The organism is Alteromonas sp. ABH2_165 (genome assembly GCF_056159945.1).
Genome location: NZ_JBSWWF010000001.1, coordinates 177,974 through 204,589, shown reverse-complemented (window position 1 = coordinate 204,589; position 26,616 = coordinate 177,974). Strand labels below are relative to the sequence as shown.

Annotated in this window: 22 protein-coding genes; 14 read left to right on the top strand and 8 right to left on the bottom strand. The window is 49.0% G+C overall.

The genetic code is table 11. From position 1 onward, the window contains the following. From ccmD to ccmA, 4 genes are read right to left on the bottom strand one after another with little or no spacing between them, the layout of a single operon-like run. Complete coding sequence (ccmD, locus tag ACXAFQ_RS00790) at positions 1-231, bottom strand: heme exporter protein CcmD (RefSeq protein WP_474817716.1); 231 nt, start codon at positions 229-231, stop codon at positions 1-3. Continuing rightward, positions 221-976, bottom strand: coding sequence for a heme ABC transporter permease (locus ACXAFQ_RS00785; RefSeq protein ID WP_474817715.1), 756 nt, complete (start codon positions 974-976; stop codon positions 221-223). Before ACXAFQ_RS00785 ends, ccmD begins: the two co-directional genes overlap by 11 nt. Beyond that, entirely contained in the window at positions 976-1,632 is a 657-nt protein-coding gene (gene ccmB / locus ACXAFQ_RS00780; protein ID WP_474818384.1) for a heme exporter protein CcmB, read from the bottom strand. Before ccmB ends, ACXAFQ_RS00785 begins: the two co-directional genes overlap by 1 nt. An 8-nt stretch (positions 1,633-1,640) precedes the next feature. After that, the gene (gene ccmA / locus ACXAFQ_RS00775) at positions 1,641-2,261 is read right to left on the bottom strand and encodes a cytochrome c biogenesis heme-transporting ATPase CcmA (RefSeq protein ID WP_474817714.1); all 621 of its coding nucleotides are present in this window, start codon (positions 2,259-2,261) and stop codon (positions 1,641-1,643) included. A 196-nt stretch (positions 2,262-2,457) separates the two neighbouring features. On the opposite strand from ccmA, the gene fliK reads away from it, so the two are divergent. Both fliK and ACXAFQ_RS00765 read left to right on the top strand, forming a co-directional pair. Beyond that, the gene (gene fliK / locus ACXAFQ_RS00770; protein ID WP_474817713.1) at positions 2,458-4,551 is read left to right on the top strand and encodes a flagellar hook-length control protein FliK; all 2,094 of its coding nucleotides are present in this window, start codon (positions 2,458-2,460) and stop codon (positions 4,549-4,551) included. Positions 4,552-4,563: 12 nt separating this feature from the next. Further along, the gene (locus ACXAFQ_RS00765; protein ID WP_474817712.1) at positions 4,564-4,872 is read left to right on the top strand and encodes an EscU/YscU/HrcU family type III secretion system export apparatus switch protein; all 309 of its coding nucleotides are present in this window, start codon (positions 4,564-4,566) and stop codon (positions 4,870-4,872) included. A 168-nt stretch (positions 4,873-5,040) separates the two neighbouring features. On the opposite strand, the gene recA is transcribed toward ACXAFQ_RS00765, so the two are convergent. Beyond that, complete coding sequence (recA, locus tag ACXAFQ_RS00760; protein ID WP_474817710.1) at positions 5,041-6,078, bottom strand: recombinase RecA; 1,038 nt, start codon at positions 6,076-6,078, stop codon at positions 5,041-5,043. A gap of 209 nt (positions 6,079-6,287) precedes the next feature. Then, on the bottom strand, positions 6,288-6,803 hold the full coding sequence (locus ACXAFQ_RS00755) for a CinA family protein (protein WP_474817709.1): 516 nt from the start codon (positions 6,801-6,803) through the stop codon (positions 6,288-6,290). A gap of 315 nt (positions 6,804-7,118) precedes the next feature. Between ACXAFQ_RS00755 and mutS the strand changes: the two genes are divergently transcribed. The 9 genes from mutS (at position 7,119) to ACXAFQ_RS00710 (ending at position 19,826) form a co-directional block, all read left to right on the top strand. Beyond that, on the top strand, positions 7,119-9,671 hold the full coding sequence (gene mutS / locus ACXAFQ_RS00750; protein ID WP_474818383.1) for a DNA mismatch repair protein MutS: 2,553 nt from the start codon (positions 7,119-7,121) through the stop codon (positions 9,669-9,671). Positions 9,672-9,823: 152 nt separating this feature from the next. After that, positions 9,824-11,455, top strand: coding sequence for a CTP synthase (locus tag ACXAFQ_RS00745; protein ID WP_474817708.1), 1,632 nt, complete (start codon positions 9,824-9,826; stop codon positions 11,453-11,455). A gap of 59 nt (positions 11,456-11,514) precedes the next feature. Next, a complete protein-coding gene (gene eno / locus ACXAFQ_RS00740) occupies positions 11,515-12,807 on the top strand; it encodes a phosphopyruvate hydratase (RefSeq protein ID WP_070127199.1) in 1,293 nt (430 codons plus the stop codon). Between the two features lie 79 nt (positions 12,808-12,886). After that, a complete protein-coding gene (locus ACXAFQ_RS00735; RefSeq protein WP_474817707.1) occupies positions 12,887-13,546 on the top strand; it encodes a hypothetical protein in 660 nt (219 codons plus the stop codon). Positions 13,547-13,814: 268 nt separating this feature from the next. Beyond that, positions 13,815-15,374, top strand: coding sequence for a 2-isopropylmalate synthase (gene leuA, locus ACXAFQ_RS00730; RefSeq protein WP_474817706.1), 1,560 nt, complete (start codon positions 13,815-13,817; stop codon positions 15,372-15,374). Between the two features lies 1 nt (position 15,375). Next, complete coding sequence (gene leuB / locus ACXAFQ_RS00725) at positions 15,376-16,473, top strand: 3-isopropylmalate dehydrogenase (protein WP_474817705.1); 1,098 nt, start codon at positions 15,376-15,378, stop codon at positions 16,471-16,473. Between the two features lie 8 nt (positions 16,474-16,481). Further along, positions 16,482-17,882, top strand: coding sequence for a 3-isopropylmalate dehydratase large subunit (gene leuC / locus ACXAFQ_RS00720; protein WP_474817704.1), 1,401 nt, complete (start codon positions 16,482-16,484; stop codon positions 17,880-17,882). A gap of 3 nt (positions 17,883-17,885) precedes the next feature. Then, entirely contained in the window at positions 17,886-18,488 is a 603-nt protein-coding gene (gene leuD / locus ACXAFQ_RS00715) for a 3-isopropylmalate dehydratase small subunit (RefSeq protein ID WP_474817703.1), read from the top strand. Positions 18,489-18,647: 159 nt separating this feature from the next. Then, complete coding sequence (locus tag ACXAFQ_RS00710; RefSeq protein ID WP_474817702.1) at positions 18,648-19,826, top strand: HD-GYP domain-containing protein; 1,179 nt, start codon at positions 18,648-18,650, stop codon at positions 19,824-19,826. A 209-nt stretch (positions 19,827-20,035) separates the two neighbouring features. On the opposite strand, the gene ACXAFQ_RS00705 is transcribed toward ACXAFQ_RS00710, so the two are convergent. Beyond that, positions 20,036-21,169 carry a general secretion pathway protein GspB gene (locus ACXAFQ_RS00705; protein WP_474817701.1) on the bottom strand — a complete coding sequence of 378 codons (1,134 nt, stop codon included), beginning with the start codon at positions 21,167-21,169 and terminating at the stop codon, positions 20,036-20,038. Beyond that, on the bottom strand, positions 21,162-22,073 hold the full coding sequence (locus tag ACXAFQ_RS00700; RefSeq protein ID WP_474817700.1) for an ExeA family protein: 912 nt from the start codon (positions 22,071-22,073) through the stop codon (positions 21,162-21,164). The genes ACXAFQ_RS00705 and ACXAFQ_RS00700 overlap by 8 nt, the downstream gene beginning before the upstream one ends. Before the next feature lie 136 nt (positions 22,074-22,209). On the opposite strand from ACXAFQ_RS00700, the gene ACXAFQ_RS00695 reads away from it, so the two are divergent. From ACXAFQ_RS00695 to srmB, 3 genes are all read left to right on the top strand, one after another. Beyond that, entirely contained in the window at positions 22,210-23,322 is a 1,113-nt protein-coding gene (locus tag ACXAFQ_RS00695) for a tRNA nucleotidyltransferase/poly(A) polymerase-related protein (RefSeq protein WP_474817699.1), read from the top strand. Between the two features lie 61 nt (positions 23,323-23,383). Further along, positions 23,384-25,336, top strand: coding sequence for a RecQ family ATP-dependent DNA helicase (locus tag ACXAFQ_RS00690; protein ID WP_474817698.1), 1,953 nt, complete (start codon positions 23,384-23,386; stop codon positions 25,334-25,336). A gap of 66 nt (positions 25,337-25,402) precedes the next feature. Beyond that, positions 25,403-26,611 (top strand): ATP-dependent RNA helicase SrmB, encoded by a 1,209-nt coding sequence (gene srmB / locus ACXAFQ_RS00685; protein WP_474817697.1) that lies wholly within the window; start codon positions 25,403-25,405, stop codon positions 26,609-26,611. Positions 26,612-26,616: the final 5 nt, after the last annotated feature.

The window sequence follows — 26,616 nt, the reverse complement described above, 5'->3', positions numbered from 1 at the left end:
TTAATTACTCCTGTCAGGTTCAGTGGTGTCGTTACGCGCTTGCTGCTGAGCTCGTTGAATGCGTAGCTTTCGTTGCTGCTCAGTAACTACCTGCTTTATTAGTCGCTTATGCTCAATTGCACTGAAAATGGTAATAAGGGCCATGGATCCCAATGCGATACCAAAAGAGAGCCAAACATAAAAGGCGTATCCGCCCATGGCCCAGAAGTCAGCCCAAGACTCAAATTGCATCATCAGCCCCCTTCTCTTTTACCAGCAATTGCACCCAAGGTCTGTGCATTTCCCGCCGGATGATTTCATTTTTAAGACGCATGGTGGTGACCAACGCAATAAATAGCGCAAAGCCAAATATATTGAGTAACAATGGCCATAACATTTCGGTAGCGATAGACGGCTTATCGAATTTGGTGATTGTTGAGCCCTGATGCAGGGTGTTCCACCATTCCACCGAGTAGTGGATGATGGGGATATTCACTACACCAACCAGTGCCATGACGCCCGCCGCCTTGCCTGCCTGCTGTTTGTCTTCAAATGCAGAATACAAAGCGATAACGCCGAAATAGAGAAACAATAAAATGAGCTCGGAAGTGAGTCTTGCATCCCACACCCACCACGCACCCCACATGGGTTTACCCCAGGCTGCCCCAGTAAGCAGTGCAATGAAAGTCATCACCGCGCCAACAGGGGCCATGGCAATCATAGCCATATAGGCTGTGCGCCATTGCCACACCATACCCACTAGCGCGGCTATTGCCATTGCCACATAAGTACTCATGGACAACATGGCGCTTGGTACATGAATATAAATGATGCGAAAGGAATCACCTTGCTGATAATCCTGAGGTGCATATGCCAACCCCCAAATTGTACCTACCACTAGGCATACCACAGCAGGCAGAGCAAACCACGGCAACAGAGTATTACAAAGCTGATAAGCCCGTTCAGGCTTTGCATAGGGATGTAACCACTTCCACATCAGTTCTGACTCACTTTAAGAGAATATGCGATGGCGGCAGGTGCCAGTGCCATTGCAATCAACAACATAGCGCCAATAATAGCAATTTGCGCACGGTATGGTAGCTGTAGCGCCGCAGCATCCACTGCTGAGGTAGCAAAAATTAATAGAGGAATAAATACCGGAATAAGCAACAGAGCCAGCAGCACACCGCCCCGTTGAATGCCTACAGTCAACCCAACGGCGATGGCGCCAACCAAAGATAAAAGCGGTGTTCCTAACAAAAGTGTAATCACTAATGCGATATACATATCCATTGTGAGGTTGAGGAACATGGCCAATAGCGGCGATAAAACAAGCAGTGGAATAAACGTAACCAGCCAGTGACAGAGCACTTTCATTGCCGCAACAGCATAGAGAGGCAGCCCAGACAGTTGTAATTGTTCTAGGGAACCATCGGCAAAATCGTCTCGGAATAATCTCTCCATTCCCATTAAGGAGGAAAGAATAGCTGCAATCCAAATAACACCCGGGCCAATTAGCTGTAAGGTATCAGGCCCGGGGCCAACCCCAAGGGGGAAGAGTGTCACCACCATCAGTAAAAACATAAGGGGCTGCACTAGCTCGGCCTTCTGCCTGAAAGCCAACGCTAAATCTCGCTTAAATACACCACCCATCAAGCTATTCAAAACCGGTACTCCAAATCAAAGGAACGCACTGAGCCCGCTCGCTCACTGAGTGCCTGATGGGATGTGGTAAGTACTGCGCCACCGGCGTCTACATGTGATTTCATTTTATCTTCGAGTTGCGCGACGCCTTTCACATCTAAGGCAGTAAAGGGTTCGTCGAGGATCCAGACTTTCCCAGGCTTGAGCCATAAGCGGGACAATGCCACTCGTCGCTGTTGCCCTGCTGATAATGTTCTACACGGCACATCTTCCATGCCTACCAGCCCCAGTTCGCCTAACACATGGTAAAGGTGGTCAAGAGAAGCAGGAACATGATGCTGACGACACCAGAAAGCGAGATTTTCTATCGCGGAGAGTGCACCATTCACGCCAGGCTTGTGGCCAACATAGATTAAATCCTTGAACCAAAGCTCACCTAACGGCTGCGACTGCCAAGTAATAGTGCCACTTTCAGGTTGACTTAACCCGCAGAGAATTCGTAATAGACTGGTTTTACCGGTGCCGTTGGGCCCACGAAGATACACCAGTTGACCAGACTGCAATGAGAACGACAATCTATCAAACAACACTCTATCGCGTTTAATGCAACTTAGTTCACTGGCCACTAACCCTGACAACCAACACCTCTTTTAAATAATTCGCTGTTTATTTTTGATGTTTGCGACCCAGCATTCTAGCATAGGCAAAAAGGATCACATCCCAACCATTGGCGTATTAAACCTTTTTATGACTTAGTTCAACCTGAAGGAGCATTGACATCGGTGAAAATCACAAAATGCTTGAATTTTTCAAATAGTTGCCGATAAATCTGTCATGAACTTGCAGATAGCTCAACTTTTTTCCGCTGCCAATGCATCGCTCTCTGCCGATGTAGTAAAATCACAACCTGAAATTCTGTCTCAACTCAGTTCAGCTTCGTTGCAACGCACATCGCAGACACAAATGCAGATATCTGCGCCCCAGTTACTTGCTTCAACGCTTTTAACATCAACACCAACCAGCAGCGTCACTGTTGATTCCGCCGCTACCGTTGTAAGTGGTGAGAAGCAGATTACGTTATTCGACATGTTGCCGATTAAGCAAGTTACTCGCCTTACCCAAGCTGATATGCAACGTTTGGTAACAGCTTTAGCTGACGGCATGACATTGGCAGCACTGTCGCAATCGAAGTCTGGTTTCTCACTGACAGGCACAGTTGAAAATATAGCAAATCGTACAGTGAGTCTGAATTTGCAGATGCCAGGCAATCCTGGCATAAAACTCGTTGTGCCAGACAGTATTGCCAGCCAATTAAAGTCAGGCGATAAAGTGACGTTGAAACTGCAACCAGAGTCGGCACCCAGCTCTTTGGCAAACCAAGTTAAGAATAGCAGCGGGCAGCAATGGAAAGCGACATTAAGCTCCACTGCGTTACCAGAAAAAGAAGCATCATTTACGGTCCCGTCATCCTCACCAAGCGTTAAACTTGCCGTTGCAAAAGTGATCGCAAGCGCGGGGATAACACTTGAACAACCGCTTTCTACTGCATTGCAGAAAAACCTCAACATTTCCCCATCACCATCAAATGGGAAATTGAACACGCCGGTATCTATGCACATTGTAAATGTACAAGTTCGTGGTAACCAACTTGAGGTCCGCGGCACTGAGCTAAAACCCATGTTAAACATTACCTTGCCGAAAAACAGTCCTAAACTTCAGCCTGTAGGTAATGACAGATTAGTCGAGCTTGCAAACCAAAATTCAATACCACGACAAACAGGAAAGCTCTCTTCCATACAAAATAATGTGACAACGCAAAACGTTGCGACACACCCATCACCTTTGTTATCAGCAAAATCAGATACGCTGTCGCCTTCTGTGAAGTTGGCGGATAAGTTATCACCTGTTTTGGGTATATCCGCAGAGGATGTGCCTGTTGTATTGGATAAAGTTCGACAACTTTCACGTCAACTCCTGGCGCAAACCGGTTCAACCAATGAAGCGTTAACAAAGCTTGTTAATGTGCTGCGTAATCCGGGTTTTGATATGCATGCTGAAAGTAAAGCGGTGTCGAAGCATCTGCTAAATCAACTTCTCGCGCTACAACCAGAAACGAAATCAACTGCCACGGCTGGCTTACCACAAATGAATGTTGAACAGACCAACAGCGATAGTGGAAAAACCGTCGAGAGTCAGGTTCGGCAATTGATTCAGTCTCCGGCTCTGACTAGCACCCCTTCAGCGCTACTTAGTCAACCTGCAGCATCGGGTTTTATCAATGCACTGGTCAGCCTGCTGCAAATCAGCCTCGCTGGTAGGGCCGCCCGCGCCCAACCAGATCTAGCACGCATCATCGACAAAGCTGACTCGGTTTCAGGAAAAACCGTCAGTGCATCAGGAGGCTCAACGTCTACGCCGCAAGCTGGGCGAGTGGCAAATGATTTTGCCCAACTTGATAGTCGGTCAAACCTGCTCGAACAGGTGCGGGCGTTGCTTGCCAACCACCAGCAGCATAAAATGCAGAATGCTGAGTCGCGGCTTCAGGGGCAGGATAGCCTGTTTTATATTTTACCTGTTGCGAATGAAGACCAGCCACCGCCTGAGCTGCATATTCGAGCCGAAGAAAGAGACAGCAGAGACAACACAGCAGAACGAGGAAAACAACGTATTTGGCATCTAACCATGAAACTCAGTGTGGGTGACGCCGGTGAGTTACTAGCCAAAACCAAGATCAATAATGACACCATCGAATTGCGCATTTACACCTCTTCCGATGCTTTACTCACCTCGGTTATCGATACCTTGCCCTACCTGTTACGTAGACTTGAGAGTCAAGGCCTTACCGTTGAACATCACAGTTGCCAAAGAGGGAAAATACCTAAAACAATGAAAGATATGCCCTATCAGTTGTTTGAGGCACTGGCATGAAGGAGCCCTTTTGTGAGCGATAAAACCCGAAAGGCTATCGGCATTAAATATAATAGCGGTGAAGCGGGCGCTAAACCTAAAGTGGTTTCAAAAGGGTTTGGCGATTTGGCGCAGGCGATTATTCAGCAAGCCGAAGAGGCGGGTGTGCTTATTCATGAAGATCCTTATTTAACCGACATGCTATCAACACTGGATTTAGGGCAAGAGATACCAGAGTCACTGTACTACGTCATTGCCGAGCTAATTGCATTTTCTTACGTATTACAGGGCAAGATCCCGGCAGGTTGGGAGGACAGCGGTCATCTGCCACAACGTGTTTAAAGCGCGTATTCACGCAGTGTAAGTGCTCTGCGCTTAACCACGATCAGAAACCTTATTACCCTCACTTACCAGAAAAAAGACCGACATCATCGTCGGTCTTTGTCGGTCTTTTTCCCTGCGCATAATCTGCATGGATAGCTTGGCTCAATAATGACCAAACGTTAATTTTTATAGCGTATCTTCTGACTCGCCTTCAGCTTCTTCTGGCTTAACGCTCTTCGTTGCCAGTAATTCAGCACGGATTTTCGCTTCGATCTCGTTGGCGATATCCGGATTCTCTTTCAGGAAATTCATTACGTTCGCTTTACCCTGACCGATACGATCGCCATTGTAGCTGTACCAGGCTCCGGCTTTGTCTACAAACTTCTGCTTCACGCCCAGATCGATAAGCTCAGCTTCTTTACTGATCCCTTCGCCGTAGCGGATCATGAACTCAGCCTGTTTGAACGGCGGTGCGACCTTGTTCTTCACAACCTTCACCCGGGTTTCGTTACCCACAACCTCGTCGCCTTCTTTCACCGCACCGATACGACGGATATCCAGACGAACTGATGCATAAAATTTCAGTGCGTTACCACCGGTAGTGGTTTCAGGGTTACCGAACATCACACCAATCTTCATACGGATCTGGTTGATGAAGATACAAAGCGTGTTGGATTTCTTAATATTGGCAGTCAGTTTACGCAGTGCCTGAGACATCAGACGCGCCTGCAGACCAACGTGAGAGTCACCCATCTCACCTTCGATTTCCGCTTTCGGCGTTAGTGCGGCTACTGAGTCAACAATCACCACATCTACTGCGCCAGAGCGTACCAGCATGTCACAAATTTCAAGCGCCTGTTCACCGGTATCAGGCTGAGATACCAGCAGATCATCAATGTTTACGCCAAGCTTACCGGCATAGATAGGGTCTAATGCGTGCTCAGCATCAACGAAGGCACAGGTTTTACCTTTTTTCTGCGCTTCTGCAATAACCTGCAGGGTCAGTGTGGTTTTACCTGATGATTCCGGCCCGTAGATTTCAACAACACGGCCACAAGGCAGACCGCCTATACCGAGCGCAATATCAATGCTCAGCGATCCGGTAGAAATGGCTTCAATATCGTGTGCCTGGTTATCGCCCAGACGCATGATCGCGCCTTTACCGAATTGCTTTTCAATCTGGCCTAAGGCGGCGGAAAGAGCTTTTGATTTGTTGTCGTCCACGTTATTATCCCCAAGATAATGGATGCCCGTGATGCAGTGTTACTGCCAGCGGCGCGGTAATCATTTTTGATTCCGATGTCTTTATACTGACCTGCCTGCACATTTCAGTGCTTACATTCACGGATCGTTATTTCGAATGTTGATTGCATTCTATACTGTATAAGCATACAGTCAAGTGCAATTTGATGTTTAGTCTGGCAGAGACAGGATTATTCAGCAACCAGTCGTTGGTACAGAGTTGTAATCGCAAAGCGAATCGCTTTTTCGCGTACCGAAGTTCTGTCGCCAGAAAACAGCTGCTTTTCAGTAAACACAGTACCGTTCACCAAAAAGCCAAACCATACCGTTCCCACTGGCTTTTCAGCAGAACCACCGCCAGGACCGGCAATACCACTGACAGAAATCCCTGTTTCGGCACCGCTGTTCGCAACCACGCCTTGCACCATTTCAGACACTGTTGGCTCTGAAACAGCGCCAAACTGTTCAAGGGTGTCAGCTTTCACGCTCAACAGTGATTGCTTCGCTTCATTGGAATAGGTCACCCAGGACTGATGAAACCAGTCAGAACTGCCAGACACGGAAGTGAACGCATAAGCGATACCACCACCTGTGCAGGATTCTGCACAAGAAACCGTCAGGCCCCGCTCGCGCAACAGGTTGCCCAGTGCAGAAACGCATTCTTCAAGTGGACTGTTCGCACAAACAGTTGAAAAATCCGTACTCATACTAATAATACTCACCAATGAATTAATTCCGTTGTACCATTTTACACATTTAGCCGCTGGTAAAGACAGAAAGTTGGCTAAATAGAGAAGGAGAAGGCGCTTCTGGACGGACGACGGAACTGCATTTGAAACACGGCGTAAACCCATCCCTGGGGCCTCGGCTGCCGCATCCCTGCGGCAGACGGTTTCAAATGCAGTCCTCGTAATCCGTCCGCGCGCCTTCCCAGTCAACTGGGTCCGTACTCCGGCCATAGCGCCTTCTCACTCAAGCAATATCAAAATAACAAAGAGGTTTTCTTGGAATCACATACGCCGATGATGCGCCAGTATCTGGCCATAAAAGCACAACATCCAAATATTCTACTGTTCTACCGGATGGGGGACTTTTATGAACTCTTCTATGACGATGCCAAGAAGGCGGCGCATTTGCTGGATATTTCGCTGACCGCGAGAGGCAAATCCGGTGGCGAACCCATTCCTATGGCGGGTGTGCCTTATCATGCGGTTGAAGCTTATCTTGCTCGACTGGTAAAAATGGGCGAGTCGGTGGCTATTTGTGAACAGATAGGCGATCCCGCTACCAGCAAAGGGCCGGTTGAGCGGGCGGTGCAGCGTATCGTTACACCTGGTACCGTTACCGACGAAGCATTGCTGGAAGAGCGTCGTGACAACCTGCTGGCAGCGGTTTGTGGTCATTCAATGCAATACGGTATTGCTACGCTTGATATCAGCAGCGGTCGTTTTCTGGTGATTGAATGCGAAAGCGACGAGCAACTTCTCGCTGAGCTTCAGCGCCTTAACCCTGCCGAGCTGCTTTATCCTGAGGGCTTCGAAAGCCTGCCGCTGATCGAGCGACGCAAAGGGTTACGCCGTCGACCGGAATGGGAATTTGATGCGCAGACTGGCAATGAGCAGCTGAATCAGCAATTCGGCACCCAGTCACTGGACGGCTTCGGCGTGAAAGGGTTAGATAAAGCCATTGGTGCGGCGGGATGTGTACTGCAATATGTAAAAGACACCCAGCGCACTGCACTCCCTCACATTCGCAGTATTCACCGAGAACAGCAGGAAACCCGCATTCAGCTGGATGCCGCTACTCGCCGTAACTTGGAGCTTACCCAGAATTTAGCCGGTGGCCAGGAAAATACGCTTTTTAGTGTGCTTGATGCCACCGCAACCCCAATGGGAAGCCGTTTGCTGCAGCGCTATCTGCACGCGCCAATCACTGATCACTATGAACTTACCCATCGTCAGAAGGCCATTGCTTCGCTGATCGAAAACGGTAACGAAGAGGTTGCAGACACACTCAAGCGCATCGGTGATATTGAACGCATCATGGCCAGGCTCGCACTGCGTTCTGCACGTCCCCGGGATTTTTCCCGCTTGCGAAACGCCTTCAATGAGTTTCCTGATTTACTTGCGCAGCTCGAAACGTTCAGTAATCCACTGCTCTCAAGTCTGGGTAAGGCCATTGGCACCTATCCTGAACTTCAGGAATTACTAAATAAAGCTATTGTCGATAACCCACCGGTGGTGATCCGCGACGGCGGCGTTATTGCGGAAGGCTTCAACGAAGAACTCGACGAACTACGTAAGCTCTCTCAGGGGGCTACCGACTATCTTGATGCGCTGGAACAACGGGAACGTGAGCGCACTGGTGTATCTACGTTGAAAGTAGGCTATAACCGCGTTCACGGTTTCTTTATTGAATTAAGCCGTGCCAATAGCGGTGCTGCGCCAGCAGAGTATATTCGTCGTCAAACGTTAAAAAATACTGAGCGCTATATCACGCCAGAATTAAAAGAACACGAAGACAAAGTGCTTACCAGTCAGGGCCGCGCAATGGCACTGGAAAAGCAACTGTATGAGAATTTATTCGATAATTTCCAGCCACATTTAACCGCGCTTATAAATACCGCAGAAGCGCTGGCCAAGCTGGACGTTATTCAGAGTTTCGCAGAGCGTGCCATTGCACTGGATTTACATTGCCCTGCACTCACCGACGAGCAGGAAATCACCTACGAAGCCGGTCGCCATCCAGTGGTTGAGCAGGTCATGGAAGACCCGTTTATTGCCAACCCGGTAACACTCAATGATGAGCAACGCATGTTAATTATTACCGGCCCGAACATGGGCGGTAAATCAACCTACATGCGTCAGACCGCGCTTATTGTGCTGATGGCATACCTGGGCAGCTATGTACCAGCAACCAATGCCCGTATTGGTCGTGTGGATCGTATATTTACCCGAATAGGTGCATCGGACGATCTGGCTTCTGGCCGATCTACCTTTATGGTGGAAATGACCGAAACCGCCAACATCCTGCACAATGCCACAGAACACTCACTGGTATTAATGGACGAAATCGGTCGCGGAACCAGCACCTATGATGGTCTTTCACTGGCTTGGTCCTGTGCTAGTTTCTTAGCGCGGGAAATTAATGCCTACACCCTGTTCGCCACCCATTACTTTGAGCTTACTCAGATGGCCGAATCTGAACAAGGCGTGGTGAATGTGCACTTAGATGCCGTGGAGCATGAAGATACTATCCGGTTTATGCACACGGTAGAAACCGGCGCAGCCAGCAAAAGTTATGGTTTACAGGTAGCACAACTGGCCGGGGTACCCCGTCCGGTAATTACTGCGGCACGGGCAAAACTGCACGAACTGGAGAACCGGGAACCAGGCGAAGCGGTTTCTATGCAGGTTCAGGAAACGCCGAATGCCAGCAAAGGCCAGTCGGAAATGCATTTTTCTGACATGCCGGATCCGCTGCGTGATGCACTTAAGCAGTTGTCACCAGACGAATTATCACCACGGGAAGCCCTGGACCTTATCTATACCCTCAAGCGGTTAAGTCAGGCTTAAACAGCCATCACAAAAATAACCCGCTCGACCTGCAGGCAAACAGATTGTTTGCCTGCTACTCTTTCGCTATAATATTGCGCCGTCCAAGTGCTGAATCCCGTTTTGCCAACTCTCAGCACATTAGCCATACAATCCAAAGCCTTAGGTTTCGCATGACAAATTATATTTTCGTCACCGGTGGTGTCGTATCATCGCTTGGTAAAGGTATTGCTGCCGCTTCGTTAGCAGCCATTCTTGAAGCGCGTGGTCTCACCGTTACGATGTTAAAACTGGATCCATATATCAACGTTGATCCAGGCACAATGAGCCCAATTCAACACGGGGAAGTGTTTGTCACGGATGATGGCGCAGAAACCGACTTAGACTTAGGTCACTACGAGCGCTTTATCCGCACCCGTATGACCAAGCGCAATAACTTCACCACAGGTCGTGTGTATGAAGAAGTATTGCGTCGTGAAAGACGTGGCGACTACCTGGGTGCCACTATTCAGGTTATTCCGCACATCACTAATGAGATCAAACGTCGTGTCATCGACGGTGCAGAAGGTCACGATGTGGCTATCGTGGAAGTGGGCGGTACCGTAGGTGACATCGAGTCACAACCGTTCCTCGAAGCAATCCGTCAATTAGGTACTGAAGTGGGTCGCGATCGCGCGATGTTTATGCACCTGACATTAGTACCTTACATGCCAGCATCTGGTGAGGTGAAAACCAAGCCTACTCAGCATTCTGTAAAAGAGCTGCGTTCTATCGGTATTCAGCCTGACATTCTGGTGTGCCGCTCTGTTGGCGCACTGCCAGCCACTGAACGCTCTAAAATCGCTCTGTTCACTAACGTAGCAGACAAAGCGGTTATCTCACTGAAAGACGTAGACAGCATTTACCGCATTCCGGCTGCATTGAAAGCACAGGGTATGGACCAACTGGTTGTAGATCGCTTCCGTCTGGACTGCAAAGAAGCTGACTTAACCGAGTGGGAACAAGTTCTATACGCAGAATCAAACCCAACGGCTGAAGTGAACATTGGTATGGTAGGTAAATATGTTGAACTGCCTGATGCCTACAAGTCGGTAAACGAAGCGCTAAAACACGCCGGCCTGAAAAACCGTCTTACCGTGAATATTCATTATATCGATTCTCAGGATATTGAAAGCAAAGGCACTATGATGCTTGAGCAGCTCGACGCTATCCTGGTTCCGGGCGGCTTCGGCGAGCGCGGTATTGAAGGTAAAATTGCCGCTGCTCGTTATGCCCGTGAAAATAAAGTGCCTTATTTAGGCATTTGTTTGGGTATGCAGGTTGCTTTAATTGAATTTGCCCGCAATGTTGCTGGTATGGAAAACGCAAACAGCACCGAATTCGATCCGAAGACACCTTACCCGGTAGTTGGTTTGATCACAGAATGGCTGGATGCAGATGGCTCTACAGAACAGCGTGATGCAACCTCAGATTTAGGTGGCACCATGCGTTTAGGTAGCCAGCTTTGCCACCTGATCCCAGGCAGCAAAGTATGTGAGACCTATGGCAGTGAAGAAATTTATGAACGTCACCGCCACCGTTACGAAGTGAATAATAATCTTCGTGACCAAATCGAAGCAGCAGGTTTAAAAGTAAGTGGATTGTCCACAGATAAACGCCTGGTGGAAGTAATTGAAATCCCGGACCACCCGTGGTTCGTGGCAGGCCAGTTCCACCCGGAGTTCACTTCTACGCCCCGCGACGGACACCCGTTATTTAAGGGCTTTGTAGAAGCTGCTGGTCAATACCAGAAAGCTAATCACTGATTCTAAAAAAGTAAAAGGCCGCATTTTGTGGCCTTTTGCACAATCGTTGAGGAAAAAAAATGGCGAAGATTGCTCGCATTGTTGGACGCGAAATCCTGGATTCACGTGGTAACCCCACTGTTGAAGCGGATGTTTATCTTGATTCTGGCGCAATGGGTCGTGCAGCAGCACCCTCTGGCGCATCTACTGGTTCACGTGAAGCACTGGAACTGCGTGACGGCGATAAAAGCCGCTACCTGGGCAAAGGTGTAGAAAAAGCCGTTGCAGCAGTAAACGACGTAATTGCGCCTGCTTTGGCGGGCATGGACCCTCTGGCGCAAACAGACGTTGATAACAAAATGCTTGAGCTGGATGGCACGGAGAACAAAGAAAAACTTGGCGCAAACGCAATCCTTGCTGTTTCTCTGGCAGTGGCAAAAGCTGCAGCTATTGAGAAAGGCGTTGCACTATACGAGCACATCGCTGATCTGAACGGTACACCAGGCGTTTACTCTATGCCTGTACCAATGATGAACATCATCAACGGTGGTGAGCACGCTGACAACAACGTAGATATTCAGGAATTCATGGTTCAGCCTGTTGGCGCGAAAAGCTTCAAAGAAGCGCTGCGTATGGGTGCAGAAATCTTCCATAACCTGAAGAAAGTACTGTCTGCTAAAGGTCTGAACACCGCGGTGGGTGACGAAGGTGGTTTTGCGCCTAACCTGAGCTCTAACGCTGAAGCATTAGCAGTTATCGTTGAAGCCGTTGAAAATGCTGGCTACAAAATGAATGAAGACATCACGCTGGCTCTGGACTGCGCGGCATCTGAATTCTATAAAGAAGGCAAATACGTACTGTCTGGCGAAGACAAGTCTTTCGACTCTGAAACCTTCGGTGATTACCTGGCTGATCTGGCCGAACAGTACCCAATCGTATCTATCGAAGACGGTCTGGACGAGAGCGACTGGGACGGTTGGGCGAGCCTGACTAACAAGATTGGTAATAAAGTACAGCTGGTTGGTGACGACCTGTTCGTAACCAACACCAAAATCCTGTCTCGCGGTATCGAAAACGGTATCGGTAACTCTATCCTTATCAAGTTTAACCAAATTGGTTCACTGACTGAAACTCTGAACGCGATCAAGATGGCGAAAGACGCAGGTTTCACTGCCGTTATCTCTCACCGTTCAGGTGAAACTGAAGATGCCACTATCGCTGACTTAGCGGTAGGTACAGCGGCAGGTCAAATCAAAACGGGTTCTCTGTGCCGTTCCGACCGTGTTGCTAAGTACAACCAGTTACTGCGTATTGAGCAGGCGCTGGGCGACAAAGCGGTTTACCCGGGTCGCAGTGCAATCAAAGGTCAGTAATGACCAACAAACGGGTAGCACTGGCTACCCGTTCTTTTTAATGCTACTTTATTGATATATTTCATAAACCTTTGTAGCCATGTCGTCAGGTTCTCATTCGTCGTCTAATCAGTCCGATTTCTTCTCGGCCACTGGCGCTACTGACGGAAAACCCGTTTTTACCGAAATCTGTAACGCCCTCTACGAGCGCGAGTTACTGGTCCTTTCTCAGACCACCGGAAATCAGGTAAAGCTACTACAGAGTCGGTTAGCCGCCCTTCCCCATCGAATTCAGCGTGCCGCCCATTATCTTTCTCTGCATAAAACCCCGCTCACTGTTGATAGCCATAACGGTACCTGGCAATACAAGCAAGCAGGAAGCTGTCCAGCCAATAAAGTTGAATCGGAAATGAATCGCGTATGGTATAGCGAACATGCTGCCTATGGCCTGGCGGTACCGGTTCGTTTGCAACGGTTTGATGAAGAACATATTGAACTGGACTCCATCGACCGGGTGCAGTTTGACAATGAGATGCTGCACACCAATAAATACGGCTGGTTTACCTTCGATGGCATCAGTCAATCAAGCAACACTGAAACAGACTTTAAACTGATTAAGCCTACCAAAGCGATTATGGCAGCAGCGTGTTGTGGGCACCGTTGGAACCACAAAGGCAAACTCGCCCCCCGCACGGTGTCATTAAGAGAGTTATTGCTTTCTACCACCATAAAATGGAAGAAATTCACCCTTCTGGCCTGACCATTGAACGCAAATAGGATGAATATAACCATTATTTATAACCCAGAAGACAATCAAGGGTTGACCTGAAGGCGCTACATGGTTACATTGTCGGCTATCAACTGGGCAGGCAAATAAACGCTATTATTATGCAATCTGTTTTTCTATCTCTTCTACTCCTCATGGCAGCAAGACTGCACGGGTAGATTGCATCCAGTTATAGGAATCTCCATAAACCCGTGCATCGCACGGGTTTTTTTTTAATTGTTTTAACCATGAGTATTAAGCCATGACGAATCAGGTAAAGATCTTTGATACCACCTTGCGCGACGGCGAGCAGGCACTGCTGGCCAGTTTAAGTGCCAAAGAGAAATTACAGATCGCCCTGGCACTCGAACGCCTGGGCGTAGACATCATGGAAGCGGGTTTCCCGGTTTCTTCTCCAGGTGACTTCAATTCCGTTCAGATGATTGCCCGTGAAGTAAAAAACAGCATTGTTTGTGGCTTAGCCCGTGCTGTTGAGGCCGACATTGATGCCTGTGGTAACGCGTTGAAAGTAGCCGATCAGTTCCGAATCCACACTTTCCTGGCCACCTCTGATATTCACATTGAGCACAAACTGCGTAAAACCCGTGATCAGGTTATCGACATGGCCGTTAGTGCAATTAAGCATGCCCGCCGGTACACTGATGATGTTGAATTCAGCTGTGAAGATGCAGGCCGTACCGATATCGATTACCTGTGCCGGGTGGTAGAAGCGGCAATTAACGCCGGGGCGAACACCATCAATATTCCTGACACTGTGGGTTACACCATTCCTACTGAATTTGGCAATATTGTTACCAACCTGATGAATCGCGTGCCGAATATCGACAAAGCGACGATCTCTGTGCACTGTCACAACGACTTAGGCTTGGCGGTTGCCAACTCACTGGCTGCGATTGAGCAAGGTGCACGTCAGGTGGAATGTACCATGAACGGTATTGGCGAACGGGCCGGTAACACCTCGTTGGAAGAAATCGCTATGATTTTGCAAACCCGCGAATCGTTGCTTGGTCTTAAGTCCAACATCAACTCTACCGAAATTCACCGCACATCCAAGCTGGTAAGCCAGCTGTGTAACATGCCGGTACAATCTAACAAAGCCATCGTCGGTACTAATGCATTCAGCCATTCCTCCGGTATTCACCAAGACGGCGTATTGAAGGCGCAGAACACTTACGAAATCATGACCCCAGAGAGCGTGGGTATCAACAAAAACAACCTGAACATGACATCACGTTCGGGTCGCCACGTAATTAAACACCGCCTGGAAGAGCTAGGTTACAAACCGGAAGATTACGATCTGGAAGCTGTTTACGCTGCATTCTTGGAACTGGCTGATAAGAAAGGCCAGGTGTACGACTATGATTTAGAAGCCTTATTATTCTTCGATCAACAAAAACACGATTCAGCCCACTACCAGCTGAAATATCTGCATGCGACTTCTGGTCGTGAAATTGTGCCAAGTGCAACAGTAACCCTGCAGGTTGGCGAAGAAGAAGTGACCAAAACCGCCATAGGAAATGGTCCGGTAGATGCCGCATTTAATGCTATTATGGAAGTGCTCGGTCACCAGGATCTGGTGGTTGTAGACTTCAAACTCGACTCCAAAGGAGAAGGGGCTGATGCCCTGGCCCAGGTTGGTGTCATCGCAGAATATAAAGGTCGCCGTTTCCACGGCATCGGTCTGGCTACCGACATTGTCGAAGCCGGCGTAAAAGGCCTGATTTTCGTATTAAATAATACCTATATCGCTGATCAAATCGATCAGCAAAAGAATCAACAAGAACGCGTTGCAGGAGTATAAAGTGAGCGAATTTAACATTGCCGTCCTCGCCGGTGACGGCATCGGCCCGGAAGTCATGCAAGAAGCCAACAAGGTATTGGATGCCATTGAAACCAAATTTGGTGTGACTTTTAACCGTACCGCTTACCCTGTGGGTGGCTACGCCATTGATACCGAAGGCGAAGCATTGCCGCCAAAGACTTTGCAAGGCTGTGAAACTGCCGATGCCATTCTTTTCGGCTCAATTGGCGGTCCTAAATGGGATTCCCTGCCACTGGAACAACGCCCTGAACGCGCCGCTCTGCTTACCCTTCGCAGCCACTTCGATTTATTCAGTAACCTGCGCCCAGCCAAAATCTATCCTGGTCTGGAAGGTCTTTCACCCTTGCGTGCTGACATTGCAGCCAGTGGCGTTGATGTATTGGTTGTGCGCGAACTAACCAGCGGTATCTATTTTGGTCAGCCAAAAGGCCGCGACGGTGAAGGCGAAGAAGAATACGCTTTCGATACCATGCGCTATTCCAAGCGTGAAATTCGCCGCATTGCCATTTCTGCCTTTGAAGCAGCGCAGAAGCGTCGCGGTAAAGTTACCTCGGTAGACAAAGCCAACGTACTGGTGTGCAGTCGTCTATGGCGTGAAGTAACAGAAGAAGTTGCCAAAGACTACCCAGACGTTGAACTGGAACACATTTATATTGATAACGCGACAATGCAGGTAATGAAAAATCCTGCTCAGTTCGACGTCATGCTGTGCTCCAACCTGTTCGGCGATATCATCTCGGATGAGTGCGCCATGATGACGGGTTCCATGGGCCTGCTTGCATCTGCAAGCATGAATGAAGACGGTTTCGGTCTTTACGAGCCTGCCGGTGGTTCTGCGCCGGATATTGCTGGTCAGGGCATTGCTAACCCAATTGCACAAATCCTTTCCGCCGCAATGATGCTCCGCTTCTCGTTAAACCAGCAAGAAGCCGCCGATGCCATCGAAAAAGCGGTTGTTGCTACCTTAGAATCCGGTGTACTTACCGGCGAGCTGCTGCCTGCTGAAAAGCGTGATCAGGCATCCACCACAGCACAGGTTGGCGACGAAGTTGTTAAACAAATTCTGAGTCAGGAGTAAGCTACACCATGGCCAAGACCTTATACGATAAAGTTTGGGAAGCGCACGTCGTTGACCAATTAGGCGAAGACAGCTTGCTGTATATCGATCGCCACCTAATCCATGAAGTAACCTCACCACAAGCCTTTGCTGGTTTGAACGAAAAAGGCCGTAAGGTCCGTCGTCCAGACCGCACTTTCGGTACCATGGACCACAGTATTTCTACCCGTTCACTGGCTATTGATGCCTGTGGCCCGCAGAATGCGCTGCAGCTGAAAACGCTGGCGACAAACTGTGAAGAGCACGGTGTTAAACTGTTCCCAGTAGGTCACCAGAAACAGGGCATCGTGCACGTAATGGGTCCGGAACTGGGCCTGATTCTGCCTGGTATGACCGTAGTGTGCGGTGACTCTCACACGGCAACCCACGGTGCATTCGGCGCATTGGCGTTCGGTATCGGTACCTCTCAAGTTGAACACGTTCTCGCCACCCAGACCCTGAAGCAAAGCAAAGCGAAAAGCATGCTGATCAATGTGAACGGCAAGCTGGCTGTTGGCATTACCGCAAAAGATATCATTCTTGCCATCATTGGTAAAATTGGTCACGCCGGAGCCACTGGCCACGTGATTGAATACGCGGGTGAAGCGATTCGTTCTTTGACTATGGAAGAACGTATGACAATTTGTAATATGAGTATCGAAGCGGGTGCCAAGGCGGGTATGGTTGCACCTGACGATACTACGTTCGAATACGTAAAAGGTCGCGAATACGCCCCAACAGGAAGTGATTGGGATGAAGCGGTTGCCTACTGGAAATCATTACACAGCGAAGACGGTGCCACATTCGACACCGTGGTAGAACTGGATGCTGCTGACATTGCACCGCAAATCACCTGGGGCACGAACCCGGGTCAGGTAATTGGTGTGGATGCGCCGGTACCGGCTCCTGAAGATTTCTCTGATGCGGTTGAAAAAGAAAGTGCCAGAAAAGCGCTGGCTTATATGGGGCTGTCTGCGGGTGACAAACTTGATGCAGTGTCAGTAAGTCACGTGTTCATCGGTTCCTGTACCAATGGTCGTATTGAAGATATGCGTGCAGCCGCATTCATCGCCAAGCAAGGTAAAGTGGCTGACACCGTAACCGCCATTGTGGTGCCAGGCTCTGGTGCGGTGAAGCGTCAGGCAGAGGAAGAAGGCCTGGATAAGATTTTCACCGATGCTGGCTTTGAATGGCGCCTGCCAGGCTGCTCTATGTGTCTGGGTATGAACGACGATATCCTGCAGTCAGGAGACCGTTGCGCCTCTACCAGTAACCGTAACTTCGAAGGCCGTCAGGGCCGTGGTGCGCGCACCCACCTGGTTAGCCCGGCAATGGCTGCGGCCGCCGCGCTGAAAGGCCGTTTTGCTGACGTTCGCGAATTTCAGGAGTAAGTCATGAGTCAGGGTTTTACAGTACACACCGGCCGCGCTTGTCCTCTGGATCAGGCCAATGTCGACACCGATCAAATCATTCCAAAGCAGTTTCTGACTGGCGTTACCCGCACCGGTTACGGCAAGCACCTGTTTCACGACTGGCGCTACCTTGACCTTCACGAGCAAGAGCCAAACCCCGAATTTGTGGTAAATAAGCCGGAATACGCTGGCGCCAGCATTCTGCTGTCACGGGAAAACTTCGGTTGTGGTTCAAGTCGTGAACACGCACCGTGGGCACTGGCAGATTTTGGTTTTGATGTTGTTATTGCAACGTCATTCGCTGATATTTTCTACGGCAACTGCATCAATAACCAGTTGCTGCCTATCGCGCTGTCATCAGCGCAGATGGATGCACTGTTTGGTGCAGTAAAAGCTAACGCAGACCTTGAAATCGTGGTTGATTTACCCGCGCAAACCGTTACTGCTGGCGAGCTTACTTTCAGCTTCGACATTCTGGCCCACCATAAAAACAACCTGATTAAAGGGTTGGATGCCATCGGCCAAACCCTCGAACTGACCAGTACCATTGAAGAATTTGAAGCAAAGCAGCCAGCCTGGCTTTAATTTCTGAGATTTGTTCTATACTAAAAAAAGGCGATGTTTATACATCGCCTTTTTTATATTTAGCGGTTGATAGTTAGGAGCAAACCGGGCTGGCTAAACGGGTTTTAAACCCGGCACTACTTCCGGTTTAGGGCATTTATTTCAAAGCATCGAGGCATTATGCTTAAACACGTGTCAATAAACGACCTCATACCCGGAATGTTTGTGAGCCAAGTCGTGGAACAAACGGGCAATACCCGGGTAAGAACCAGCGGCGTTGTTAAAAGCACCTTATCGGTTGAGAAACTTCGGGAGATGGGCATAACACTGGTCGAAGTGGATTACTCTCGCAGCCAGGTAACAGAGCCCCAGCAAGAACCAACCAAAGCTTCTGAAGATTCCCCAAAACCTAAAAGTAACAGCGACATCCTGACTTCTGCCAACCAGCTTTACGACGAAGCCCTTACGCTACAGAAATCATTTATCAGCGCGCTGCAACGCGGTGCCCCTAATGATTTAACGAAAGCCTCTGAACTCTCCTCTAGCATCATCGAAGGCGTATTTGATAATAAGGATGCGATGTCGTGTCTGACAATGATCAAAAACTCAGACCAATATTTGCTTGAGCACTCTATAAATTGCGCCATTCTGATGGCAATGTTTGCTGATCATCTTGGCTACGACAGAGACACCATTGATGAAGCCTGCATGGGTTCTTTGTTGATGGATGTGGGTATGTCTCAGGTACCTGAAGAAATTCGTCATAAAACAGATAAACTCTCGCCAGCAGACTGGTCAGTGCTGCGCCAACACGTAGCGATCAGTCTGGAACTGGTAGAGCAAGGTGAACAAATATCTGACCTTGCTTTATCGATTATTTCACAACACCACGAGCGTGAAGATGGCTCCGGCTACCCAAATTCATTGGGCAGTACTGAAATTGCCCCTTTATCGAAAATGGCCGCAATTATCGACAGCTACGATGCAATGACATCGAACCGGAAGCATAAGGACAGTATTACCCCCACACTGGCGTTAAAACGTTTGGCGAAAGACCCCAGCCTCGACAATCATTTAGTCAAACAATTCGTTCAGTGTGTAGGGGTTCACCCTGTCGGCTCGCTGGTTAAGTTGAAAAGTGGCCGTTTAGGCATTATAGCCAAGCCCCACCCGGAAGATTTACTGGCACCGGTGGTGATGACGTTCTATAGCATCTCCGGCGGCCATTTCAGTGAAATTAAACGGGTGGACCTTTCTCAGGTAGATGATGAAATTGAATCCGGCGTGCGCCCCGACGATTTCGGCATCAACCTGCCGAAATTTTTCAAAGATGTGTTTATTAACCAGGTACCGGATTAATAAATCCTGTCTACTGCAAGTTTCGAATAATCATGCACCTGCCAGCCCGGCTTATAACGCGGAACGGACGGTATGTGGGCGGTGGGTGTACAAGCATTCGAAACCGTCTGCCGCAGGGAAGCGGCAGTCGAGGCCCCAGGGATGGGTGCACGCCGTGTTTCGAATGATTGTGCACCTACCAGCCCGACATCTACCGCATGTTGCACGCGCTACCAGTCGGTAAGCGCTGCCATGGAAAATTCTTTGCCTTCAAAGCTGAGAATTACCCGTTGCGCCTCAATTTTAACGATTTGTACTTGGTCTTCAATCCAGTCACCCTCGCCTAACTGTGTGCCATTCACTCTTACCCAGCGGTCAGACGGACGGCTCGCATACATGTGGGCGTTGAATGCCATGCTTGGTAAGCGGGTGAGCATACGCACCGGTAGTTGGTCAACGCGAGGCATGTCATCGCGCACCGTGACTTTGGTTTCAGCTCTTGGTTCAGTGGCACGGTTGTCCAGTTCGTCGATAGCTCTATTAAAACGTGCCATCAATTCCGGGGAGACTTCCACGTCACTTTCCTGTGGCGCATTGATCACTTCACCGCCTAAATCCACCTGAGCCTGAACCGAGTTTTCTGCGTAGCGCTGGGCAGTCTCTGCCTGAGTTGCACTTTGCTGGACTGGTGTTTGAGCGGGTGCCTGTTCAGGTGAAACAGCACCAGGTTGCAACTCTGACGGCACCGCGTTGGCAACGTTTGTACTTTGCGCCACCTCAGTTTCTGTATCCAATGCTGCTAGGTCATCGGAATTGTTGGCATCTGTAACCACATCTACTTCAGCGGGGCGATTCTCTTTTTCAGGTTCATTAACCACGCCCGGTTTTGTCTCATCGATCACATCATCTGAATCCGTTGCCACCACATTTTCAGTCTGCGGCCACCAGGCAGGATAGCTCCCCGCAGCACCGCCAATTGCAAGTCCAACGATTATCACGCCCGCAAAAGACATCACCTGACGAGAATACACCTTCCACATCGACGGTAGCCCCTGCACAGTAGGCAGAAACAAACTACGGTTAAACTGTTCCGAAATAGCGTTATCCAGCTTATTCACGCTGGTATCGTGGTCACCTCGAATCAATTTTTGGGTTTGTGTTCGATGATGTACAGGCTTTTCAATTTCGACGGTTTGCGCGGGATCAACCTCCACTTCCAGCACGCCCATTTCTGCAAGCCCTGTTACCATAGCATCACTGGTTACCAACCCTGACTTTCGAATTTTTACCGGGCCGTTCTGTTCGGTAATGCGAACAATCACCATACCCGGTTTAAGTTCAGCAATTTTCATCAGTTCAGACATACAACCTCCCGATGCCAAAGCCCACCAGCAATGCTAATACAAAGGCCGTACCTAACATCCATTTGCGCTGACTTTGAATACGCTGACTAACCACATCATCACCGAGAATTTGTTCTGCTGCCGCCAGAAAAATAGGCTTTTTCACCACCGCATGTTGTTTCGTAAAAGACAGGGTCAGCGCGCGGTCGCATAAAAGATTAATGACCCGGGGAATACCACCGGTAATTTGATGAATCGCTTTTAACGCCTGTGGGCTGAAAATACTGATATCGCCATTCGCGACGCTAAGACGGTGGGCCACGTAAGACGACACTTCCGGTGCTGTTAATGGCAATAAATGATATCGCGCGGTGATCCGCTGTGCGAGCTGACGCAGTTCATTCCGCTTCAGTAATTGTTGAAGCTCAGGCTGCCCGATGAGGACAACCTTCAACAGTTTTTCGCGATTCGTTTCCAGGTTAGTGAGCAATCGTAGTTGCTCTAACACTTCAGGCATTAAATGCTGCGCTTCATCAATCATCAACACTGTGTTCATGCCTGCCTGATGATTGTCAGCCAGCTTCGCCAATATGCGGTCAGTAAAATACTTCAAACTGGCCTTATCAGCGTCGTAAGCGATACCCAGTTCATCACACACCGTGGCCAGCAATTCAAGGGCCGACAGCGTTGGGTTCAAAATCATCGCAACCTGCGTATTGTCAGGCAGTTGCTGCAGTAATTTTCGTGATACCGTTGTTTTACCTGTGCCCACTTCGCCGGTAAGCATGACAAATCCACCGCTTTCCCTCAGGCCGAATGTCAAATGCGCCAACGCTTCTTTATGGCGTGGACTCATGTACAGGTAATCAGGGTTTGGAGCAATTGAAAATGGGTTGTCCGTTAGCCCAAAATAATTCAGATACATATGCTTGTCAGAGTTAGCAATTCACCGCGACTAAACTACCTAGCCACTTGCAATAAGTCAAAATCAAAGCGATTCGAACACCAATTTAATGAATGGTTCAGGCATAATAACGAAAAACACAAAATGCGATGGTTTTATGGATGTTTATTTAGTGGGTGGCGCGGTGCGCGACGAATTACTCAATCGGCGGGTTACCGAACGTGATTGGGTGGTAGTTGGTGCGACTCCAGAAGAGATGCTCGCCAAAGGCTTCGAGCAAGTCGGCAAGGATTTCCCGGTATTTCTGCACCCGAAAACCAAAGAGGAATACGCTCTCGCCCGCACCGAGCGAAAGTCTGGCAGTGGTTACACCGGTTTTGTTTGTTACGCTGCACCAGATGTCACCTTAGAACAAGATTTAATCCGTCGCGATCTCACCGTGAATGCTATTGCCAAAGACAATGATGGCAACCTTATTGACCCTTATCACGGTGTGAGAGACCTAGATTCCCGAATTTTACGGCATGTGTCAGAGGCTTTCAGTGAAGATCCGCTTAGGGTATTTCGTGTAGCGCGTTTTGCTGCTCGCTACGCGCACCTTGGGTTCAAAGTTGCTGAAGAAACGCTTTCGCTGATGCGCAATATGGCTGACAGCGGTGAATTGGCACACCTCACTGCCGAGCGAGTATGGAAAGAAACGATTCGCGCGTTGGGTGAAAATAACCCGGAAGTATATTTTCAGGTGCTAGCACGTGCTGAGGCACTGAATGACTGGTTTCCCGAGCTGATTACATCGCTTAAAAACACTGATTCGCGGCTTGAGCGCGCGGTATCAGCCAAGTCTAGCGACGATATTCGCTGGGCGCTGCTTTTCGCGAATACTTCAGCAGAAGGTACAGAAACCTTGTGCAAAAGAGTAAAAGCGCCAAACAAATACGCTGAACTCGCTATGCTGGTCAGCCGTTTCAGCAAGGCATTCACTCCCTCAAACACCGCTGATGACTGGTTGACGCTCTGCAATCAGTGCGATGCCTGGCGCAAGCCAGAACGCTTCACAGACTTTATCACTGCATGTACGTTGATAAATGACAATGCCGATATCAGCAGCGCTTTGGCAACGTCATTACATGAAACCGTAAAAGAGGCCAGCAAACTCAGCGCAAAAGCGTTTGTCGAGCAAGGATTGCGCGGTCCGCAAATTGGCGAGGCGATGAACCTGGCCCGAAGGGATATTTTTGAAAAGCGTTTCCGTTTAGATCTGTTCTCCTAGCCAGGAGGAAAGTATCTGGTTAACGAGTAACCTAAATTAAAACATATTACTGAATTTTTCGATGCAAAATCTAACACAACAACTTCAGCAGCTTTTCGGCTTTGACGATTTTCGTGAAGGTCAGCAGCAGACCATTGAGCAGCTTTTAGCGGGGCATTCATCGCTGGCGGTATTTCCAACCGGCTCTGGTAAGTCGTTATGTTATCAGTTTACGGCTACTCAATTGCCTCACCTCACACTGGTGATTTCACCGCTGATCGCCCTAATGCACGATCAGTTGGCATTTTTGCGCAGTAAGGGAATTGCCGCGGCCAGCCTGGATTCCACCCTCAGCAAAGATGAAAGTCAGCAAGTGATGCAACAAGCCCGGGATGGCGAGCTCAAAATACTGATGATTTCCGTGGAGCGATTCAAGAATGAACGCTTCCGCCGTTTTATAGAAAATATCCCTATATCCATGCTGGTTGTCGATGAAGCCCATTGTATTTCAGAATGGGGTCACAATTTTCGCCCTGATTACCTTAAACTCCCGCAATATCAGCAAGCACTGAATATTCCCCTCGTACTGTTACTTACCGCCACAGCGATGCGCCGTGTGCAGAAAGACATGGCACAAAAATTCAACATTGGCTTTCAGCATATTGTACAAACAGGATTCTATCGCGCGAATCTCGATATAGACCTGATCCCCGCCCACCACACGAATAAATTAGTTTTACTAACGCAGGTGCTGAATGAAACGGCCGGTGCTGGTATTGTTTACGTTACTCAGCAAAAAACGGCTGATGAACTCGCGGCTCAACTTCAGGAAGCAGGCTATTCGGCAGCTTCCTATCACGCGGGGTTAGGTAACGACGCGCGAGCAAGTATTCAGAACCGTTTTATGGCAGGTAAAACCCGTATCATCGTGGCAACAATTGCATTTGGCATGGGGATAGATAAATCAGATATCCGCTTTGTGGTGCATTACGACTTGCCCAAATCCATCGAGAACTACAGTCAGGAAATAGGCCGTGCCGGCCGAGATGGTCAACCTAGCCGCTGCGTACTGTTGGCAAGTTTAGATGGGATAAATGTGCTGGAAAACTTTGTCTATGGCGATACCCCTGAAGCGTATGGTATCGATAAGCTTTTAACAGAAATTACCAGCAGCGCTGAAATTAATGAATGGGAAACGCAATCTTATTCACTGTCACAAGCCACCAATATTCGTGCTTTGCCACTAAAAACGTTGCTGGTGCAGATGGAGCTGGCTGGCGCTATTGAGCCTAAATACAGTTACTATGAAGATGTAAAAGTGAAATGGCTGGTCGCCCCGGAACAGATTGAAAAAGTGTTGCCCGCAGAGCAGCAACCGCTTTTCAACGCCATTGTCGGCCAGACTAAATTCAAAAAGATTTGGGGCGTGCCGAATTTCGACGGGCTTCACCAACAAGGTTTTGCACGCGGCACTGTGTTGAGCCTGTTAGAGCAACTTGCAGAACACGATTACGCCGAGTTAGAAACGAAAAAGCCCACCGACGTTTATCGCATCGCGCCGGACTTACTAACACCAGAACTAGCGCAAAATCTGCATCAGTATGCCGCCCGTAACGAACAATCTGAAATAGCCCGCATTGCCACCATGCTGCGATTTTTCAATCTCGACCGTTGTCTGAATCACAATCTCGCGTTGTACTTTGGCGACCAACACGCCCCAGAGCGCTGCGGTCACTGCTCAGTTTGCCGCGGGCATTCACTCAGTCTCAGTCGCGAGAACGACAGCGACGACACCAGCGCGATTAAAAACAATATGCAACAAGCACTTGCGTGGTTGCACGAAAAACTCCCAGAAGCACAAGTTTCTCCTATTTTGCTCACCCGCTTTATGGCAGGACTAACTCAACCGGTGTTTACAAAAATAAAAGCCCGTCAGCAAGCGCTGTTCGGAAAATATGAAGAGACCGCCTATCACGTGTTGCTGCAGTGTTCTCATTCCATAATGGATGAACCAACAAGCACACAATCGGGATAATTGTTATCAAAAAGCGGCAGTGAGGTGCTACAATACGCCTTTACTTTCGCGACATAAAAACACCGCATGACCTTTGAAGAATTAGAGCTTGATGACAGCCTCTGTCAGGCTGTCACGGAGATGGGTTTTAAAAACCCAACTTCGATTCAGTCTCTCGTGATCCCGCCGGCAATGGACGGCAAAGATATCCTCGCATCCGCCCCTACCGGGACCGGTAAAACGGCCGCATTTTTGCTGCCAGCTTGTCAGTACCTGCTTGATTTCCCACGTCGGGAACCAGGTTCATGCCGAATACTCATTCTCACGCCAACCCGTGAGTTGGCTATTCAGGTTTACGAACAGGCCAAGGCTATTACTCGATACACCGAACTGGTTTGCGGTGTCATAACCGGGGGTATTAATTACGGTACTGACCGAGAAATTCTAAGTCAAAACCTGGATATTCTGGTCGCTACCCCGGGCCGTCTTTTCGAACATATCGAGAAAGAATCAGCTGACTGCCGCAATATTGAATGTCTGATCCTGGATGAAGCCGACCGCATGCTTGATATGGGCTTTGGTGCTATTGTGGGGCAAATCGCTTCTGAAGCGCGCTGGCGGAAACAGAACATGTTGTTCTCTGCTACCCTTGAAGGCCCGGGCGTTAAGTTCTTCTCAAGAGATATTTTGAATGATCCGGTAGAAGTAGAAGCCAATCCTTCTCGCAAAGAAAAAGCCAAAACCCATCAGTGGTATCACCTTGCAGACGATATGGCCCACAAACAGGCCATGCTGGTGCATATTCTGAAAAACGATATCACTAACGCCGTGGTGTTTGTTAAAACCCGAGAGCGCTTACAGGCACTGAAAGATTTCCTCATGTCGGAAAAAATTGAAGTGTGCTGGCTTCAGGGTGAAATGCCACAGGATAAACGCATCGCCGCACTGCAACGGTTTAAATCCGGCGCTGTGCCTGTACTGCTGGCCACGGACGTTGCCGCCCGCGGAATCGATGTACCAAATGTTAGTCACGTCATCAACTTCGATATGCCCCGCAAGGCAGACATTTATGTTCACCGTATTGGTCGGACTGGTCGCGCCGGTGCGAAAGGCACAGCGATTTCACTTATCGAAGCCCACGATTTCGAAATGGTTGGAAAGGTTGAGCGTTATACCGAAGAACCGTTGAAAGCCCGGTTCATCAAAGATTTGCGACCTAAACATAAAGCACCGAAAATTACCGCAAAGAAAAAGGCTAAGAAGAAAAAAGCCGCCACAGCGAAAAAGAAAAAGTAAGGACA

Coding starts and splice junctions, on each gene's coding strand:
- ccmD (WP_474817716.1), bottom strand. CDS start 231: ATGCAATTTGAGTCTTGGGCTGACTTCTGGGCCATGGGCGGATACGCC.
- ACXAFQ_RS00785 (WP_474817715.1), bottom strand. CDS start 976: ATGTGGAAGTGGTTACATCCCTATGCAAAGCCTGAACGGGCTTATCAG.
- ccmB (WP_474818384.1), bottom strand. CDS start 1,632: ATGGGTGGTGTATTTAAGCGAGATTTAGCGTTGGCTTTCAGGCAGAAG.
- fliK (WP_474817713.1), top strand. CDS start 2,458: ATGAACTTGCAGATAGCTCAACTTTTTTCCGCTGCCAATGCATCGCTC.
- ACXAFQ_RS00755 (WP_474817709.1), bottom strand. CDS start 6,803: ATGAGTACGGATTTTTCAACTGTTTGTGCGAACAGTCCACTTGAAGAA.
- mutS (WP_474818383.1), top strand. CDS start 7,119: ATGATGCGCCAGTATCTGGCCATAAAAGCACAACATCCAAATATTCTA.
- ACXAFQ_RS00745 (WP_474817708.1), top strand. CDS start 9,824: ATGACAAATTATATTTTCGTCACCGGTGGTGTCGTATCATCGCTTGGT.
- eno (WP_070127199.1), top strand. CDS start 11,515: ATGGCGAAGATTGCTCGCATTGTTGGACGCGAAATCCTGGATTCACGT.
- ACXAFQ_RS00735 (WP_474817707.1), top strand. CDS start 12,887: ATGTCGTCAGGTTCTCATTCGTCGTCTAATCAGTCCGATTTCTTCTCG.
- leuA (WP_474817706.1), top strand. CDS start 13,815: ATGACGAATCAGGTAAAGATCTTTGATACCACCTTGCGCGACGGCGAG.
- leuC (WP_474817704.1), top strand. CDS start 16,482: ATGGCCAAGACCTTATACGATAAAGTTTGGGAAGCGCACGTCGTTGAC.
- leuD (WP_474817703.1), top strand. CDS start 17,886: ATGAGTCAGGGTTTTACAGTACACACCGGCCGCGCTTGTCCTCTGGAT.
- ACXAFQ_RS00710 (WP_474817702.1), top strand. CDS start 18,648: ATGCTTAAACACGTGTCAATAAACGACCTCATACCCGGAATGTTTGTG.
- ACXAFQ_RS00705 (WP_474817701.1), bottom strand. CDS start 21,169: ATGTCTGAACTGATGAAAATTGCTGAACTTAAACCGGGTATGGTGATT.
- ACXAFQ_RS00700 (WP_474817700.1), bottom strand. CDS start 22,073: ATGTATCTGAATTATTTTGGGCTAACGGACAACCCATTTTCAATTGCT.
- ACXAFQ_RS00695 (WP_474817699.1), top strand. CDS start 22,210: ATGGATGTTTATTTAGTGGGTGGCGCGGTGCGCGACGAATTACTCAAT.
- ACXAFQ_RS00690 (WP_474817698.1), top strand. CDS start 23,384: ATGCAAAATCTAACACAACAACTTCAGCAGCTTTTCGGCTTTGACGAT.
- srmB (WP_474817697.1), top strand. CDS start 25,403: ATGACCTTTGAAGAATTAGAGCTTGATGACAGCCTCTGTCAGGCTGTC.